Source organism: Pseudomonas sp. NPDC098740, from assembly GCF_044760065.1.
Classification (GTDB): Bacteria; Pseudomonadota; Gammaproteobacteria; order Pseudomonadales; family Pseudomonadaceae; genus Aquipseudomonas; species Aquipseudomonas rossensis.
The window spans coordinates 255,519-271,741 of the sequence record NZ_JBIWAM010000005.1; the positions used below are offsets into that span (position 1 = coordinate 255,519).

The 16,223-nt window shown below is 58.0% G+C and carries 11 protein-coding genes; 3 read left to right on the forward strand and 8 right to left on the reverse strand.

Going from position 1 to position 16,223, the window contains the following annotated elements; all coding sequences use genetic code 11:
• Positions 1-16 precede the first annotated feature (16 nt).
• A complete protein-coding gene (locus ACIQU2_RS08725) occupies positions 17-820 on the forward strand; it encodes a SirB1 family protein (RefSeq protein ID WP_403140006.1) in 804 nt (267 codons plus the stop codon).
• A gap of 97 nt (positions 821-917) precedes the next feature.
• Here the strand turns inward: ACIQU2_RS08725 and maiA are convergent, their stop codons facing one another.
• The 3 genes from maiA to hmgA are packed head-to-tail and all read right to left on the reverse strand — an operon-like array spanning position 918 to position 4,178.
• On the reverse strand, positions 918-1,553 hold the full coding sequence (gene maiA, locus ACIQU2_RS08730) for a maleylacetoacetate isomerase (protein ID WP_403140008.1): 636 nt from the start codon (positions 1,551-1,553) through the stop codon (positions 918-920).
• A 12-nt stretch (positions 1,554-1,565) separates the two neighbouring features.
• Complete coding sequence (gene fahA, locus ACIQU2_RS08735; protein ID WP_403140009.1) at positions 1,566-2,870, reverse strand: fumarylacetoacetase; 1,305 nt, start codon at positions 2,868-2,870, stop codon at positions 1,566-1,568.
• Positions 2,871-2,873: 3 nt separating this feature from the next.
• Positions 2,874-4,178 carry a homogentisate 1,2-dioxygenase gene (gene hmgA / locus ACIQU2_RS08740; RefSeq protein WP_403140011.1) on the reverse strand — a complete coding sequence of 435 codons (1,305 nt, stop codon included), beginning with the start codon at positions 4,176-4,178 and terminating at the stop codon, positions 2,874-2,876.
• 164 nt (positions 4,179-4,342) lie between these two features.
• Between hmgA and ACIQU2_RS08745 the strand changes: the two genes are divergently transcribed.
• On the forward strand, positions 4,343-5,140 hold the full coding sequence (locus ACIQU2_RS08745) for an IclR family transcriptional regulator (RefSeq protein WP_347803040.1): 798 nt from the start codon (positions 4,343-4,345) through the stop codon (positions 5,138-5,140).
• Positions 5,141-5,226: 86 nt separating this feature from the next.
• Here the strand turns inward: ACIQU2_RS08745 and ACIQU2_RS08750 are convergent, their stop codons facing one another.
• The 4 genes from ACIQU2_RS08750 to ACIQU2_RS08765 all read right to left on the reverse strand — a co-directional run bounded on the left by ACIQU2_RS08750 (position 5,227) and on the right by ACIQU2_RS08765 (position 13,700).
• Positions 5,227-7,629 carry a dermonecrotic toxin domain-containing protein gene (locus ACIQU2_RS08750; RefSeq protein WP_403140012.1) on the reverse strand — a complete coding sequence of 801 codons (2,403 nt, stop codon included), beginning with the start codon at positions 7,627-7,629 and terminating at the stop codon, positions 5,227-5,229.
• 190 nt (positions 7,630-7,819) lie between these two features.
• Positions 7,820-10,375, reverse strand: a complete 2,556-nt coding sequence (locus tag ACIQU2_RS08755) for a LuxR C-terminal-related transcriptional regulator (protein ID WP_403140014.1) — start codon at positions 10,373-10,375, stop codon at positions 7,820-7,822.
• Positions 10,376-10,515: 140 nt separating this feature from the next.
• The gene (locus ACIQU2_RS08760) at positions 10,516-11,883 is read right to left on the reverse strand and encodes a DUF1329 domain-containing protein (RefSeq protein WP_403140015.1); all 1,368 of its coding nucleotides are present in this window, start codon (positions 11,881-11,883) and stop codon (positions 10,516-10,518) included.
• A gap of 23 nt (positions 11,884-11,906) precedes the next feature.
• Entirely contained in the window at positions 11,907-13,700 is a 1,794-nt protein-coding gene (locus ACIQU2_RS08765) for a DUF1302 domain-containing protein (RefSeq protein ID WP_403140016.1), read from the reverse strand.
• A gap of 670 nt (positions 13,701-14,370) precedes the next feature.
• On the opposite strand from ACIQU2_RS08765, the gene ACIQU2_RS08770 reads away from it, so the two are divergent.
• Complete coding sequence (locus tag ACIQU2_RS08770; RefSeq protein ID WP_403140017.1) at positions 14,371-15,138, forward strand: N-acetylmuramoyl-L-alanine amidase; 768 nt, start codon at positions 14,371-14,373, stop codon at positions 15,136-15,138.
• Positions 15,139-15,215: 77 nt separating this feature from the next.
• Here the strand turns inward: ACIQU2_RS08770 and ACIQU2_RS08775 are convergent, their stop codons facing one another.
• The gene (locus ACIQU2_RS08775; protein ID WP_223429840.1) at positions 15,216-16,127 is read right to left on the reverse strand and encodes an SDR family oxidoreductase; all 912 of its coding nucleotides are present in this window, start codon (positions 16,125-16,127) and stop codon (positions 15,216-15,218) included.
• Positions 16,128-16,223: the final 96 nt, after the last annotated feature.

Consider the following 16,223-nt stretch of genomic DNA (forward strand, 5'->3'; position numbering starts at 1 on the left):
TTACCCGGAGATTTTGATGACCCCCCGCCAATGTTTCTTCGACTGTCTGCAACGTTCACCGCCCGCGCTGTTCGAGGCGGCGCTATGGATTGCCGCCGAACACGACAGTGAGGTAAATCCCGAAGCGGTGCTGAACGATTTCAAGGACCTGCAACAACGGGTCAGTTATGGCTTGCCGATGTTGCCGGTGAGCGAGTTGGCCCAGCCGTTGTTACGGCGTATGAATGACCTGGGATTCGCTCAGGACGACTCCACGCCATTGCGTCCGCAAGTCGCGCTGGTCAATAAAGTGCTGGAACGCAGACGCGGGCAGCCGCTGAGTCTGGGATTGATTGCCCTGGAACTGGCCAAAGGTCTGGAAATTCCCATGGTTGGAGTCAACTTCCCCGGGCATTTCCTGCTACGGGTACCGGGCGCCGATCACCTGCTCGACCCATGCGGCGGACGTCGGTTGTACCCCAACGATTGCCGGGAACTGCTGCAACGCCAGTACGGCCCGAACATGCAGCTTGGCGCCGAGCATTTGCTCACCGCCGAGCCAGTGCAAATGCTGCAGCGGCTGTCGCGCAACCTGCGTCAGTTACACCTTTCTAACGATGACTACATCGGCGCCCTGATTGACGCAGAACGTGTGCTGGAACTGGGCAACGCCAGCGCCTCCGACTACCTGGCCCGGGCCAGCCTCTATCAACGGCTGGATTGCCCGAACGCCGAGCGCTTTGACCTGGAGCATGCCCTGCTGCTTAGTGACGACCCGATTCAGCGGATTCGCCTGACTGAACGATTAGGGCACCTGCCGCCTAACTCCATCGTCCATTAAAAGCAAAAGATCGCAGCCTTCGGCAGCTCCTACAGGGTGTACACCATCCCAATGTAGGAGCTGCCGAAGGCTGCGATCTTTTGATCTTGTTTCTGACTTAAGGAGTGTCTGGCTGGTTCGCCGGATGCGCCTTGATGAACGCCGGATGCGTCGCCGCCAACGCCGCCACTCGACGAATCCGCGGATACGCCTCAAGTGAAATGCTGAAGCGCTCGGCCGCGTACAGCTGCGGAATCAGGTAAACATCCGCCAGCCCAGGCGTCGGACCAAAGCAATAACCCTCATCGCCGATCAACTGCTCCACGGTCGCCAATCCTTGGCTGATCCAGTGCCCGATCCACTCCACCACTTGCGGTTCATCGTGCCCTAACTGCCGCAGCTTGTTGAGCACGCTGACGTTGTGCAGCGGATGCACGTCGCAGCCGATCACCGCTGCCACACCACGCTCATGGGCGCGAGCGGCGAGGTCTTTGGAGAGCAGCGGCACCTGTGGATAACGTTCCTCCAGGTATTCAATGATCGCCGGCGACTGGATCAGCAGTTCGCCTTCGTCGGTCCGCAAGGCCGGCACTCGGCCTTGCGGATTAATGCTCAGATACGGCGGCTGTCGATGTTCGCCACCTGGCGGCGCGATCAGGTTGATCGGCAGCGCCTGGTAATCCAGCCCCTTGAGCGTCAACGCAATGCGCACCCGATAGGACGATGTCGAACGGTAGTAGGTATAGAGTTCCATGACCCGATCCTCTTAGCGCGCCGGCAGCACTTTGCCGCGGCATTCGCCGAAACCGATGGAGGCAAAACCCTCGCGGTTGCAACGGGCACGCAGGATGATTTCGTCGCCGTCCTCAAGGAATTTACGTACCTCACCCGATGCCAGTTCGATCGGCTTTTTACCGCCCTCGGTGATTTCCAGCAGGCTGCCGAACTGACCGTTCTCAGGCCCCGACAACGTGCCCGAACCGAACAGGTCACCGGCCTGCAACTGGCAGCCGTTGACGCTGTGGTGCGCGACCATTTGCGCCACGGTCCAGTACATGTGTTGGGTATTGCTGAGGGTCAGGCGATGGGCCGGCAGATTTTGTTCGCGCAGGCCTTCGGTGAGCAGCAGTACTTCCAGTTCGATGTCGAAGGCACCCGCCGCTTGATCACGCTTGTCGAACAGGTACGGCAGCGGCTGCGGATCGCCTTCCGGACGTGCCGGTTGAGCACGACGGAACGGCTCCAGCGCTTCGGCAGTCACCACCCACGGCGAGATGCTGGTGATAAAGCTTTTCGACAGGAATGGCCCCAGCGGCTGGTATTCCCAGGCCTGGATGTCCCGCGCCGACCAGTCGTTGAGCAGGCAGAAACCGGCGATGTGATCGGCGGCGTCACCGACGGCGATCGAGTCGCCCATTTCATTGCCTTGGCCGATCCAGATGCCCAGCTCCAGTTCGTAGTCCAGACGTGCGCACGGGCCAAAAGTCGGTTCGGTCTGACCGGCCGGCAAGGTCTGGCCTTTCGGACGGCGAACGTCGGTGCCGGACGGGCGAATGGTCGAGGCGCGGCCGTGGTAGCCGATCGGCACGTACTTGTAGTTCGGCAGCAACGGGTTGTCGGGACGGAACAGTTTGCCGACATTTTGCGCGTGCTCAATGCCGACGTAGAAGTCGGTGTAGTCGTTGATTTTCGCTGGCAGGTGCATCTCGCAATTCGCCGCCAGTGGTAGCAGTTTTGCGCCTTGGGCTTCGATCTTGCCGTGCAGGGTACTGCCTTCTTTGAACAGCTCCAGCAGGCGTTCGCGCAGGGCAACGCGAGCTTCACGACCCAGTTCAAAGAACGCATTCAACTGGCCGCCACGGGTGGCTTCAACTGCAGTTTTTGCGACGCCATCGAACAGCCCGGCGTCCAGTGCAGCTTCCAGATCAAAGATATGTTCACCAATGGCCACGCCACTGCGCGGTGCCGAACCCTTCACGCTGAACACGCCCAGCGGCAGGTTCTGCAGAGGGAAATCAGCATGGCCGTTGGCGGAGGCAACCCAGCTACGAGTGATGGTTGTCTGAGTCATGGGTTATCTCCGGGTCGGGTCGAAAGTGGCGGGCAGCGTGGCCCAGCAGGCATCGTAGTTGTTTTGCAGTTGCGGGCAATCCAGCGCGAAACGGCTCGGGCGCAGCACCTGGCTGGTCTCGAACATGAAGGCCATGGTGTTGTCGATTTTCGCTGGCGCGAGTTCGGCGTTGATCGCCTTGGTGCAGGTTTCGCCATCCGGCCCGTGGGCGCTCATGCAACTGTGCAAGGACGCACCGCCGGGCACAAAGCCTTCGGCCTTGGCGTCGTACTCGCCCTTGATCAGGCCCATGAATTCGTTCATCAGGTTGCGGTGGAACCACGGTGGCCGGAAGGTTTTCTCGGCGACCATCCAGCGTGGCGGGAAGATCACGAAGTCGAGATTGGCCAGACCGTGGACGCTGGTCGGCGAGGTCAGGACGGTAAAGATCGACGGATCCGGGTGGTCGAAACTGACCGTGCCGATGGTGTTGAAACGGCGCAGGTCATATTTGTACGGCACGTTATTGCCGTGCCAGGCGACCACGTTCAGCGGCGAATGGTCGAGCTCGCAGCCCCACAACTGGCCGAGGAATTTCTGCACCAGCGTGGTCGGTTGTTTGAGGTTTTCGTAATGCGCGACCGGGGTCAGGAAGTCCCGGGCATTGGCCAGACCATTGCTGCCAATCGGCCCGAGGTCCGGCAGACGCAGCGGCGCACCGTGGTTTTCGGCGATGTAGCCGCGGGCTTGCGGGTCGAGCAGTTCGACACGAAATTTCAGACCGCGCGGCAGCACGGCGATTTCCAGTGGCTCCAGTTCCAGCACGCCCAACTCGGTCGCAATGCGCAGACGTCCCAGCTCCGGTACCAGCAGCAGTTCGCCATCGGCGTTGAAAAACACGCGTTCCATGGAGCGGTTGGCGCGGTAGCTATAGATGCTGATCCCGGCCGGTTTTTCCGCGCCCGAGTTGGCGGCCATGCTCACCAGCCCGTCGATGAAATCGGTTGGCTCGGCCGGGATGTCCAACGGGTTCCAGCGCAGACGGTTGGGGGTCACTTCACCCAACGCGCCGCCGGCCAGTTGCCGATCCAGTTTGACGAACGCCGGGTGATTGGCCGACGGCTGAATGCGGTACATCCAGGTACGCCGCGCTTCGCTGCGAGGCATGGTGAATGCCGTGCCGGAGAACAGTTCGGTGTAGAGACCGTAAGGGGCTTTTTGCGGGGAATTCTGGCCGACGGGCAGTGCTCCAGGCAACGCTTCGCTGCTGAATTCGTTGCCGAAGCCGGACTGATAAGCCAGCGCTGGCGCCGTTGAATCGAGGTTCATGGAGCCTCCTGAACAGGGAGTAGGCATGGCCCGTCGCTCCATTCAAGAGGGCTCGGCACGCCTGGGTTATTTTTATCGTAATTCGATTACGCTTAACGTAATTTGATTGGTATTGACCGTCAAGCTATAAAGACGCCCATTCGTCCCGGGATCAGACCGCCTCCATGGAAACGCCGCGCAGCAACGATAAACAGAAAGTCCGCTCGGCCGAGGTCGGCACCGACATCCTCAAGGCCTTGGCCGAGTTATCGCCATCGACTTCACTGTCGCGCCTGGCCGAACACGTGCAGATGCCGGCGAGCAAAGTTCACCGCTATTTGCAGGCGTTGATTGCCAGCGGTTTTGCTGAACAGAATGCTGCCACCAACCATTACGGTCTGGGCCGCGAAGCCTTGCGCGTCGGTCTCGCCGCACTCAACAGTATGGACGTACTGAAAGTCGGCGCCCTGCCCTTGGCCGAGTTGCGTGACGATCTGAATGAAACCTGCTTTTTAGCGGTGTGGGGCAATCAGGGCGCGACGGTGGTGCACATCGAACCGGCGGTGCGCGCGGTGACGGTGGTGACGCAGTTGGGTTCGGTGTTGCCGTTACTCAGTTCGTCCACAGGGCTGGTGTTCGGCGCCTATCTGCCGAAGCGTGAAACCCTGGACTTGCGTGAGCAGGAACTGCAGAGCGTGTCGACCCATGCGCTGGCGGATGATCAGGCCTATAAGGCGTTGTGCGAACAGATCCGCGAACGCGGTCTGCATCATGTGCATGGTTTGCTGATGCCGGGGGTCGATGCTTTGTCGGCGCCGGTATTCAATGCGGTCGGACAGATCGCCGCAGTGCTGACCATTGTCGGCCCGGCGTCGTTGTTTCACGCCGACGAAAACGGCCCGGCAGCACAGCGCTTGCTGGCGGCGACCCGGGCCGTGAGCTGGCGGATGGGGTATCAGCCGATCCAGGATTCATCGACATGAGATTTGTGCAGCACAATGGAATTCAACGTATTACGCCAATTTCCTGATCGATGAATACAAGGTACTTATCCCGTTTGTCTCAGCCGTTACAGCAGACGCGTTTTGCTGTCGAGGGCTTGTGGATCATCGAGAATAGCTTGAATGGCCTCGAGCGCCTGTAAAGGCAATTTCTGTTGCCCGGTCGCCTGGCTGTAAAACTTCTGAATCGAATACACATCGCCCAACAATCCGATAAAGTCCTGCTGCAACTTGGTTGGCTGGGTCTTGCTGTAACCGGCTTTACCCAGCGACGCCAGTTCGATCAGTGCATCCAGAAAATGCGTTGCCGCAGTGGCGCGATCTCCGTCGTTATAGGCTTCGGCACCATCCAGCACACTTTTGCTGAACAACACCACACTCATTGCAATACCCACCGGCGGAATCACCACGCTGACAACGGCGGCCGCAGCCTGCACCGCGCCGAACACCAGCTTGAAGATGACTTCGTCAAGGCTTTCGGTCTTTTCATCGACATCGGAAATCGTGCGATTAATCAGATCGTCATAACTGCTGCCCAAGTCTCTGACGCGACTGTTGCGTGGCAGAACCGGGGCCTCATTGAAGTTGTCAATCTCTTCCAGATCGGTGATGTACGTACCCACCACCCGCTGATCCTTATAACGAACCCGGTCATAGAAATAGTTGCCAAATTTGAGTTTCTTGACGGCGGATACAAATTCCGAATGCGGACGAATCAGTCGGCCGTCAGGTGCGTCAGGCGTATACAGGAACTCCTCAATCCGATCACCAATGACCAATCGGAAAACGAAAACGCCGACCACCAGTTTGTCTCGCAAATGCAACTTGAACATTGCGCTGAAGCGAAGATCTCTCGGATACTCAGCCATGAGATTCGGTCGTGTGTCAATTTTTTCCAGGGCTTCAATCACATTCATCAGTTGCCGATACTGCTCGGCAGTCAAACGACCGTTAAAACGCTCCTGCATCACCCCCACTTTCATTTGGCGGCGCTGGACTTCCAGGTGAACCATTCGTTTAAGCGCACCCTCGGGATGGCTTCTATTCAAATGCTTCGAACGCAGCATTTCGATGTACTTTTCGCCCGGGCGCAGTATACGCGACCAGCCGGCAATATCCCGGATATCAAGTTTGCTGATCGGCGGATGATCATGTTCCAGGGTAAATCGCGGATAGCTCCAAGGCGTTTGTTTTTCATCGGCGTAAAAATGCGTTTCGGTGCTGATCAGTTCGGTCAGCGTCATAACCACTTGCGAAGTGACGGATACAAAGATGCGATCAGGATTGACCGTTGCCCGCTCCCCCCTTTCAGCCAGCACTTGCTCGATACGCTGTTTAATCAGATCGAAGCAGAACTTGCCGTAGGGAATGAAACCGCCCTCACGTGTGGCAATGACCTGCAAGGCCTTGAGTTCGCACCGAGTGCGGGCAAAGTTCTGGCGTTGATCGTCGGAAGCCGTGCGATAACCGTAAGGTGTCCGGGACTCTTCCTCGGCCACGCGCCAGGCGCGAATGTTTTCAATGATGGCGGTCAGTACTTCAGTACCTTTGAAAGGTGATGCAACCAGGCTCACTCCCTTCCAGGTCCTCGGCAGACGTTCGACCTGTTTCAGATAGGTAGCAATGGCTTCTCGATCCACAGCGTGGGACTGCCAGGTCAGGTAGTCCCGACCTTTGCCGTCTTTTGTCCATCCGCCAACCCGCATACCTAGTCCTGGCAGATCCTTGCTTTCGTACCAGTCCTGTCCACCTGGTGAGCCTGGCGCATATAGCAAGAAATCGCCCCGACCATCGAGTCTTGCGACCAGAATCAACTGCTGAAGCGCACGCGTGTTGTCGATGAGACGCACGCCATCAATGGTGAATGCCTGGTCGCCGTACAAGGCAGAGACAATCTGCGCGAAGTTCTTGTCGTTGATGTGCCCCTGATGGCGAGCAGCCAACGCACTCAGCAACAGACGCTGGCTCATGACGTTCTTCAAGGCTTGCATGACTTCTTGACGCTGATACAGAGAACGAAACTGGGCACCGTAGGCAGCCCGGGCATCGTTGGTCATCATCTCTTCAAACCATTCCTGATTCAGCTCGGCGGGAAGTCCGTCACCCTTGAATACGAGTTTGGCCCTTTGCCCCTCCTCGTAAAGGCCGTAGATAAACTGCTCGGTCAGGGTGCGAGTATCTTCCTGCTCGATCTTCCGCCCTCCCACCTGGAATGTATAACGGGCATTACACACAATTTCATCGGCATCCAGGTCCTGGTCAAACTCCAGTTTAATGAGCTGATTGGCAGTACTACGGGCATAGTCTTTGAGCGAACTGAAGTGTCCCAACTGTTTTTTCAACTCACTCTCTCTCGCAACCAGCCATCCTTCATGCGCTAAATAGAGTTCGCGATCATTCTGAGTTACTCCGTCCAGCCACGAGGGTCTTGCATTGGCAATCAACGTCTTTGCATCAAATAAACTGTTCATATTCATCGTCCTTTGTTAACACGTTTATGCCTGACTTGGCGTCAAAGCACTTAGCGCAAACTTACTCCAGAACAATGCAAAGCAACACGGACCAAAAAAACACAAGATATTATAAACACGAACAACTTATTACCGGAAATAAAAACACACACGAGCAAGTACATATAAACAACATCAAATACAGGCAACTTTACGAGCACATACCTAACAACTTAGCCTTGGCCACAGCTTGCGTTCTGCGTTCAACCCCCAACTTTCCATTAATTCTACGGGCGTGAGTTTTTACTGTGTGTAACGAGATGAACAATACATCGGCAATCTGTTGATTGGAGTTGCCCTGTGCGATCAACTGCAAAACTTCAAGTTCCCGTTTACTGAGGGGACTGGAACTGTGAGCCTCAACACACAGTTCGGTGATCGACACCTCCGCTGCAGATGTACGCAACCACTGGGGTTGTCGCAATTGCAACTCGCGCCACGCTTGCCGCCCTTGGCAACGGCTGATCATTTGCTCCCCTTCTTGCAAAGCTGCATTGGCCAGATGCGATTCACCCTGAAGCCAGATCACTTCGGCCCGCGCCAGATGCAATTCCGCTTCGAGGGCGTACATACCGTTGGCGTGCGCATTGTCGATCAGAGTTTGAAGCAACGCTGCGGCGTTGTTGAGCTGTTGCAGATAAACCTCGGCCAGAATCAACAGATACTCAATCCGCGGAATAAGCTCCAGTGTTGCCGGGGGAGCTTGGCGAGCCTGCGGCCCACAATAATGACGCAGTACCCGCGTCAGTGCCTCATGGGCCAGTTGCGGTCGCCCCTGCTGCAACCAGAACTGACTGCTGACTTGCAACAGGACGCCACGATAGACGGTATCCGGAATTTGCCGCTGCTGCATCAGCCGTTCAGCATCGCGCAATTGGACAAACGCCTGGGTGTAATCACCCTGATTGGCCGCCAGTTGCGCGAGACCAAGAAAGCCATATAACACACGCTTGTCGTGACTGCGCAGACACAACTCGAGACCGCGCTGAAAGCACTCGCGCGCGTGTTCATCCTGGCCCATGGTTAACGCCAGTCGCCCACGTCGCAAAGCGATACGCCCAAGCAACGGCGCGGGCCGGTCGGCCTGCTGGCAGAGTAGTCCATGTATGTTGAACAACAAACTCTCGGCGCGAGCCGGGGCGCCACGCTGCTCCAGCCATTGCGCATGATCGAGCTCCATCAGGCCCTCGAACACCAGCGAACCTTGCGCCCGCGCCAGGCACAGCGCCTCGCGGTTGTGGGCTTGCGCCACGTCGAGTTCGCCCCTTAGCAATGCCTGTTGCGTCAAACCGGACAAACACATCAGGCGTGCCGTCCAACATTCGGGATCGAGCGCGCTCAACGCGTCAAGAAAGTGCGCGCGCGAAGCCTCCATTCGTCCCTGTAAATGCAGCAACCAACCCTGCAGGGCCTGCCAACGTGCAATCAGTTGACGCTGAAGCACCGCCGAGGGTTGAGGCGTGAAATGCGCCAAATGAGCGATACAGGCAGTCGCCTGTTCGAAACGTCCGGCGAATAACAGCGCAGCTGTAATCAATCCGACCAATTGCGGACTGCCCAGCGTCAGTTCTTCGCCTTGCTGCTCATGCAAACGCAACAACAGCACCACCGTTTGCTCCTCGAACAAATGCTCGAAACTGAAGTGCTGCAACAGGCTGACCGCCACTTCGTATTCCTCGGCGAGCAATGCCTGTTCGAAGGCCGATTTCCAGTCCTGTTCGGTACAGAACCATTGGCAGGCACGCCGATGCCAGGAACGTCCCGCCGGCCATTGCTCATCGCGCAACAACTGCGTGAACGGGGTGAATATCTGCAGCCAATCGGTGGAGTCCCCCCAAGGTTCGATAAAACAGCCCAGCGCTTGCAAGGTCCGCAAGTACTGAGCGCCCTCTCCGGCCCCGAACAGGTGATCGCACAGCCGGGCATTGAAGCGGGGCAAGTGGGCCAGCACGCGCCAGGCCTCGCTCAACTCAGGCGTCAGCGAGCTGAACAACTCATGCTCCAGGTAATCGAGCAAGGTGTCCGCCCGTCCCAGGGGTTTGTCCTGACGCGACCAGTCGCACTTGTGCAGCAATGCAATCCGCACGCCGGCACACCAGCCGCCGGTGCGCTGGATGATCCGACTGGCCACCTTGCTGGCCTGCTCCGGCACCCAGGGCTGCAGTATCTGCTCGACTTCACCTGGCGTGAAAGCCAGCGAAGTTCTTTCGCACTCGTACAACTCATCGTCGAGCAACAGCCGTGGCCAGTTGCAGGGCGGCCGGCGGCGAGCACCCAGCCACCAGGTCAACATCGGGCTGCTGACCGCCAGCATGCGATCCAGCAGCAGGTCTAATTCGGGGTTCGGGACGCGGCAATAGTCATCGAGAAACAGCCAGGTCGGCGTCTGCAATCGTGACAGATACCCCAGCAAATCGGATTCGCCCGACGAAGCCAACCCCAGCGTTTCTGTCAGACGATGACGAAAATCCACCGCGCTCAACACCGTGCCAGACAATGGCAACCAGAACACGCGGCACTGCGGCGGTGCCTGCAGCAGGCATTCGGCGAGCAACGCTGTCTTTCCACTGCCGGCCGGCGCGCAAAGTAATTTCACCCGGGCCGTGGAGGCCAGTAACGGCTCGGTCAAGCGAACCCGTGACTGGTGATGAGTGGACAAACGGGGCAGGAATCCAGAACGGTCCAGACACGGGATCATGACGGTCATTACGGCGTGCCTTTTTATAATTGTCCGGCAACCCTAGCCCTCTCTAACCCGCTTGTTGAGAAGTATTCAGCACGCTGATTGGCAGCCATAAAAAAGGCGACCACCCGGTCGCCTTTTGTACTGTCGATGTATCAAAACCCTTACCGAACGCCCTCGGCGCGCAAGGCCGATGGCGTGTAGTCGGCAGCCTTGGCTTCGAAGCCGAATTCGAAACTGTGCTTCTCTTCGTTCTTCATTCCCAAGGCAATGTATCGGCCGGCAATGATGTCGTAGAGCGCTTCGAGGGTGTAGGCCTGGGTCTGGTGATCGTAGTAGTACTGAGCGTGACCCTCGGCTACTCGCCACAGCTGACCGCGACCGTCGTAATGGTCCGCCAGCGCCACTTGCCAGCTGTCTTCGTCGAGGTACATGTGGCGTTTGGCGTAGATGTGCCGTTCGCTCGGCTTGACCGTACCGATCACTTCCCAGACCCGGTGCAATTCATAACGGGTCAGGTCCTGATTGATGTGCCCGGCTTTCACAATGTCATCGTACTTGAGGCTCGGCGAGTCGAGTTTGTAGCTGTTGTAAGGGATGTACATTTCCTTCTTGCCGACCAGTTTCCAGTCGTAGCGATCCGGTGCGCCGGAGAACATGTCGAAGTTGTCGGACGTGCGCAGGCCGTCAGCGGCAGTACCCGGCCCGTCATAAGCCACTTGTGGTGCGCGACGCACACGGCGCTGGCCGGCGTTGTAGATCCAGGCCAGACGCGGCTCTTTCACCTGATCGAGGGTTTCGTGCACCAGCAGCACGTTACCCGCCAGACGCGCAGGTGCCGTCACCGATTGCTTGAAGAAGGTCAGCACGTTGGCAGCTTTTTCCGGGTCCAGGTCCTTCATCAGTTGCGGTACGGCGATCTCTTCCTCGAAGCGGATCGGCGTGTAGCTGCCGTTTGTTTGCGGGGTCACCTGAGTGATGATGCGTCGCAGGTTTCCGCCGTGATAGCGGGTGATGTGGTTCCACAGCACCTCGACGCCGGTCTTCGGAATCGGGAACGCGTAGTAGCGGTTGCCGGTGAAATTGGCCAGGCCGTTACCCTCGTTGATGCTGTTCACGTTCAGCGCGGAGCGCTTGGCCGACTCGACAAGCTCCGGTGGCACGGCCACGGTGCGATGGGTCGGGTAGACCGGGATCTTGTAGGTTTCCGGGTAGCGCTTGAACATCGCCACCTGACCTTCCGATAGTTTGTCCTTGTACTTGTCGACGTTGGCGGGGGTAATGATGAACAGCGGTTTTTCGCTGGCGAACGGGTCAGCCAGGAAGCCTTTGCTGTCCACCGCACCGGCGTTTTTCGGGATGCCACCGGTCCACGCCGGGATCGAGCCATCAGCGTTACCGGCCTTCTCGGCGCCGAGCGGCGTGAGGCTGGTGCCCAGTTTGTTGGCTTCTTCCGGCGATACCGCCGCCATCACGTTGGCAGCCAACAGGCTCAAGGCCAGGGCGCCGCATTGCAGAATCATCTTGCGCATCAAATTCATCCTTCTCAGCCAGATCAGAAGTTCACGCCGAAGCTCAGTGCCAGGAAGTCGCGGTCTTCCAGGGTGTTGTAGTCACCGCCGAAGAAATCGGTGTAACTGAGGCTCGCGGTATAGGTGTTGCGGTAGTCGGCATCGACGCCGACGCTGACCGCCTTGGCGCCTTCGTTGAACAGCCCGTTGGGGCCATAGCCGGCGACGTCGTGGGACCAGGACAGGTTGGGTTTGAGGTTGATCCCGCCGATCACGTTGGCGTAATCGAGGATCGCCCGGGCGCGGTAGCCCCAGGAGGTCGAGGTGACGAAACCGTCGGTATCGCCGCCAAAACCGTACTGGCCATAAACCGAGTCACGGCCGTAACGCAATTCGGATCGCGACTCCAGGCCACCGACGTGCACCACCGCCGCTTCGCCAACCAGGGTCAGCCGTTGGGCGCCCAGCACTTGGTCGAAGAAGTGCGTCAGGGTGCTCTGGACCTGCGTCACTTCCTTGCGGCGGTAGCCTTTGTTGTCGGCACCTGGCGTGGTCGCGATAGGCGATGCCGCGCCGCCTGCGATCGGGTTGAGCAAGGCCAGGGTCAGGTCGTTGGTGTTGACTTGCACCGGAGCGTTGGGGCGATAGCTGATCTCGCCGGTCCACGCCGTGCCGGTAGGCAAGGTTGTGGAAAAACTCGCACCGTAGAGACGAATGTCTTCCGGGTACTCAAGGTAATACTGGCCGCGTCCGAGCATCACACTCTGAGCCAGTGCAGACCCGGTACCGGGCGCGATTCTGTTGGCGGCACCGACGATGGCCGGGATCCGTGCCAGCGTTGTCAGACCGGCTGTGGTGGTGCCGACCGTCGGGGTACGGCTGTGATAGTTCATGAAGTACAGACCGTACTCGGTGTCGTCGCCGAGCCAGCGTAGCGCCGTGCCCCACTGCCCGGAGTCGCTGGCATCGCGGTCACCGCCACGTGGGACGATCACGCCTTCCCTGCCGACCTCGAAGCCTTGGCCAAACGCTGCAGCGATCGGTTGCAACGGTGCGATCGCCGGGCTGGCAACGGTGTAGTTCTTGTTGCAACCATCCGCCACCACGTCGTTGCCGAAGAAGGTGCCGCAGTTGTCGACGACAGTCTGGTCCCACTCCAGTTGATAGAAACCTTCCACCGAGAGCTGATCGGTCAGACCTTGGGAGGCGAACAGCATGTTCACCGGAATCAGGCCTTCCTTGATTTCGGCGCCAGGACGGCGGAACGCTGAAACGTCGATCGGGTTGATGCTGTTGATCGAGTTGCCGATGAAGGTACTTTCACCCCAGCTGACCACTTGTTTGCCGGCGCGCACAGTGCCCGGCAGATCGGCGATGGAATAGTTGTGATAGACGAAGGCGTCGAGCAACTGCGCCCCGGAGGACTTGGCGCCTTCTTTACGACCGCTGTCACTGATCGGTTTGAACTCACGATCCTCGTCCTTGAGTTCGAAGTCGTACCAGTACTTGCCACGCACGAACACCCCGGTGTCGCCGTACTTCAGTTCGAGGTCATGAATACCCTTGAAGATCTTGGAGAAGGTTTCGCCCTTCTTGAAGTTCAGACGCCCGTCATCCCCCGTCGAAGACTGGCCGGTCCCGCCATTGACGACGCCCACCAGGGATTTGTCGGCATCGCGCATGCCCCAGCTCGCACCGACGGACAGCGAAGAGTCAAAGGTCCCCTCGATTTCCCCAATGTTGAATGAAACAGCCTGCGCCTGGGCGCAGCAACCCAAGGCAACCGCAGCGACGAGCGCTTGCGGCGTGAAGATGGCGCGCATTGTTGTTTTTGTCATGCGTCTTCCCCGGTGAGTGACAGAAGGCCCCACCCTACTGCCGCACGTTGGGAGCGATAAGCGCACCAAGGAGGTATTCGCGATGTACCTCCAAAGGATGAATACCCGCATGGGACGGCGTTTTGCGCGGGTTATGGATGGGCTGGATGGGGGGTTATCAACGCAGCGCATGGCGGGTGGGCGGGGGCTTGGGGCGACTGTTACTCATGCTGCAACAGTTCATGTCATGAATTGCTATTTTTCCTTTTGGCTCAAAGCCTTATTCTTGCCGGGCTTTCACGGCAAATGGCCGGAAAGCACGAACCAATGGCAAGTGTCCCGTCCACGCCATTGGCGACAGATTTCAGATGAATTGAAGATTTTCGATTCATCGCCCCGTGTTCACTGACGTTGATTTATTGCTCCTTGATCAATCGTCTTACTTTGGCCGCTGCGTTTGCAGCGGCCTTTTTTATGGGCGGTGGTTTTGTGACGGTGGTGAAGAGTTGCATGAAGTAAACGTGGTGCCCATTACTTAATCCACTCTAACTTTCTATTACCTACACACCTCTCGGAAAGCGACTACATAGTTCTGTAATCACGCGAAGCGCCCTCGCGATTAAGGTTAAAAACAAGTCAGCCGTTCTTTTGCACGCTGACTCTAACCTAATTCATTGCGAGCAATCTTTTCATGAAGCCTATTGACTACAACAAGTACCGCTCCACCAAAAGTTTCAACACCCGCGTACGCTTTCTGATTTTCCACTACACGGCCGGTAACTTCTCCAGCTCAGTCAATGCACTCACCGGCCCGAATGTCAGCGCTCACTATCTGGTTCCCGACATCACCGATCCGAGCTACTTGAAAGCAGGTTATACCGGGCAGGAAGTTTTCAATCTCGTAGACGAAACCAAGCGTGCGTGGCATGCGGGTGTGAGTCATTGGGGCAACCGAAGCAGTCTGAACGACACGTCAATCGGCGTTGAAATCGTCAACCTCGCAACGTTTAGCCAAGGGGTTTTCAACTTTCCGCCGTATCAGCCAGAACAAATTGCCGCCATTGAAGAGCTGGCGTTGAACATCCTCGGACGTTACCCGGATATCAGCCCGACCCTTGTTCTGGGGCACTCTGATATTTCGGTCGGCCGCAAGAGTGACCCAGGGCCGAAATTCCCCTGGCATGCCCTTTACTTGAAAGGCGTCGGTGCCTGGTTCGACGATGCCACCCGAGATACCTATCTGCAGCAATATTGCGAGACCGGCATTCCAGCCCGAAGCGACTTGCTCAAACTGTTCAAGACTTACGGGTACGACGTTTCCGGCGCGTCAACCGAACAAGGCTTCACACAACTGGTTAGGGCCTTTCAGCTGCACTTTCGCCCGGAAACGTACGACGGGATCATGGATGCGCAAACGGCCGCGAATCTGGCGGCATTGGTTCACAAGTATTTTTCTTGATCACCGCTGCAAACCAGATGTCGGGACCGATTATTAAGAACCAGCAAGGTCAAGAGCGGTGACCTTGCTGGTTTCCATTAAATCGAATACTTCTGCAAATTCGCCATCATTTCCTTCAGCGCTTCAAGGTTGTCCTGCGGATGCACCGCGCCTTCGAAATCGCAGATCTGTTGCCAATGCGCCGCCACATCTTCGGGTGAGAAACCGACCCGCGGATCAAAACCGGCGCCGAGGCTTCGTTCCCAGCGCACCTTGCCCATCCATCCACCACCGACTTCAAACAGCCCGGAGGTTTCCTGGCAATTCTCGCTGGCGAGGTACACCACCAGCGGGCTGACCAGTTCAGGTTTGAGTTGTTCAAAGACTTGCGGCGGGATCAGGCCTTCGGTCATGCGGGTGCCGCCGGTGGGGGCGATGGCGTTGACCAAGATGTTGTTCTTGCGGCCTTCGATGGCCAGGGTGCGGGTCAGGCCGTAGAGGCCGAGTTTGGCCATTCCGTAGTTGGACTGGCCGAAGTTGCCGTAAATGCCCGAGGTCGAAGCGGTGAAGATGACGCGGCCGTAGTTTTGCTCGCGCAGGTGCGGCCAGGCGGCACGGGTAACTTTGTAGGCGCCTTCGACGTGGACGCGGTAAACCAGGTCCCAGTCGCCGTCTTCCATTTTGTGGAAGGTTTTGTCCCGCAGGATCCCGGCGTTGTTGACCACTACATCGACACGGCCGAAGGTGTCCAAGGCGTTCTGAACGATTTTGTCGCCGTCGGTGACGGAGTCATGGTTGGCCTCGGCGATACCACCGGCCTCGCGAATTTCGGCCACCACCCGGTCGGCCGCCGAAGCGTTTGCGCCTTCGCCCTGAGCCGAGCCGCCGAGATCGTTGACCAGTACTTTGGCGCCCTGTTTGGCGAACAGCAGCGCGTGGGCCCGGCCCAGGCCGCCGCCAGCACCCGTGATGATCACGACTTTATCTTCGAAGCGCACAGACTCATTCATTGGGGGGACTCCAGCAGGCCAGGGGACAATAAGTCCGAGTGTCAGGCACGGCGATGCGGGTCACAATGAACTGGGGTGAGGCTGAATGGTGCGCGA

What these genes read in the sequence shown, in the direction of transcription:
- ACIQU2_RS08770 (WP_403140017.1), top strand. Translation starts at nt 14,371, where the DNA reads ATGAAGCCTATTGACTACAACAAGTACCGCTCCACCAAAAGTTTCAAC.
- maiA (WP_403140008.1), bottom strand. Translation starts at nt 1,553, where the DNA reads ATGGAACTCTATACCTACTACCGTTCGACATCGTCCTATCGGGTGCGC.
- ACIQU2_RS08765 (WP_403140016.1), bottom strand. Translation starts at nt 13,700, where the DNA reads ATGACAAAAACAACAATGCGCGCCATCTTCACGCCGCAAGCGCTCGTC.
- ACIQU2_RS08755 (WP_403140014.1), bottom strand. Translation starts at nt 10,375, where the DNA reads ATGACCGTCATGATCCCGTGTCTGGACCGTTCTGGATTCCTGCCCCGT.
- ACIQU2_RS08725 (WP_403140006.1), top strand. Translation starts at nt 17, where the DNA reads ATGACCCCCCGCCAATGTTTCTTCGACTGTCTGCAACGTTCACCGCCC.
- ACIQU2_RS08760 (WP_403140015.1), bottom strand. Translation starts at nt 11,883, where the DNA reads ATGCGCAAGATGATTCTGCAATGCGGCGCCCTGGCCTTGAGCCTGTTG.
- ACIQU2_RS08745 (WP_347803040.1), top strand. Translation starts at nt 4,343, where the DNA reads ATGGAAACGCCGCGCAGCAACGATAAACAGAAAGTCCGCTCGGCCGAG.
- ACIQU2_RS08750 (WP_403140012.1), bottom strand. Translation starts at nt 7,629, where the DNA reads ATGAACAGTTTATTTGATGCAAAGACGTTGATTGCCAATGCAAGACCC.
- ACIQU2_RS08775 (WP_223429840.1), bottom strand. Translation starts at nt 16,127, where the DNA reads ATGAATGAGTCTGTGCGCTTCGAAGATAAAGTCGTGATCATCACGGGT.
- hmgA (WP_403140011.1), bottom strand. Translation starts at nt 4,178, where the DNA reads ATGAACCTCGATTCAACGGCGCCAGCGCTGGCTTATCAGTCCGGCTTC.
- fahA (WP_403140009.1), bottom strand. Translation starts at nt 2,870, where the DNA reads ATGACTCAGACAACCATCACTCGTAGCTGGGTTGCCTCCGCCAACGGC.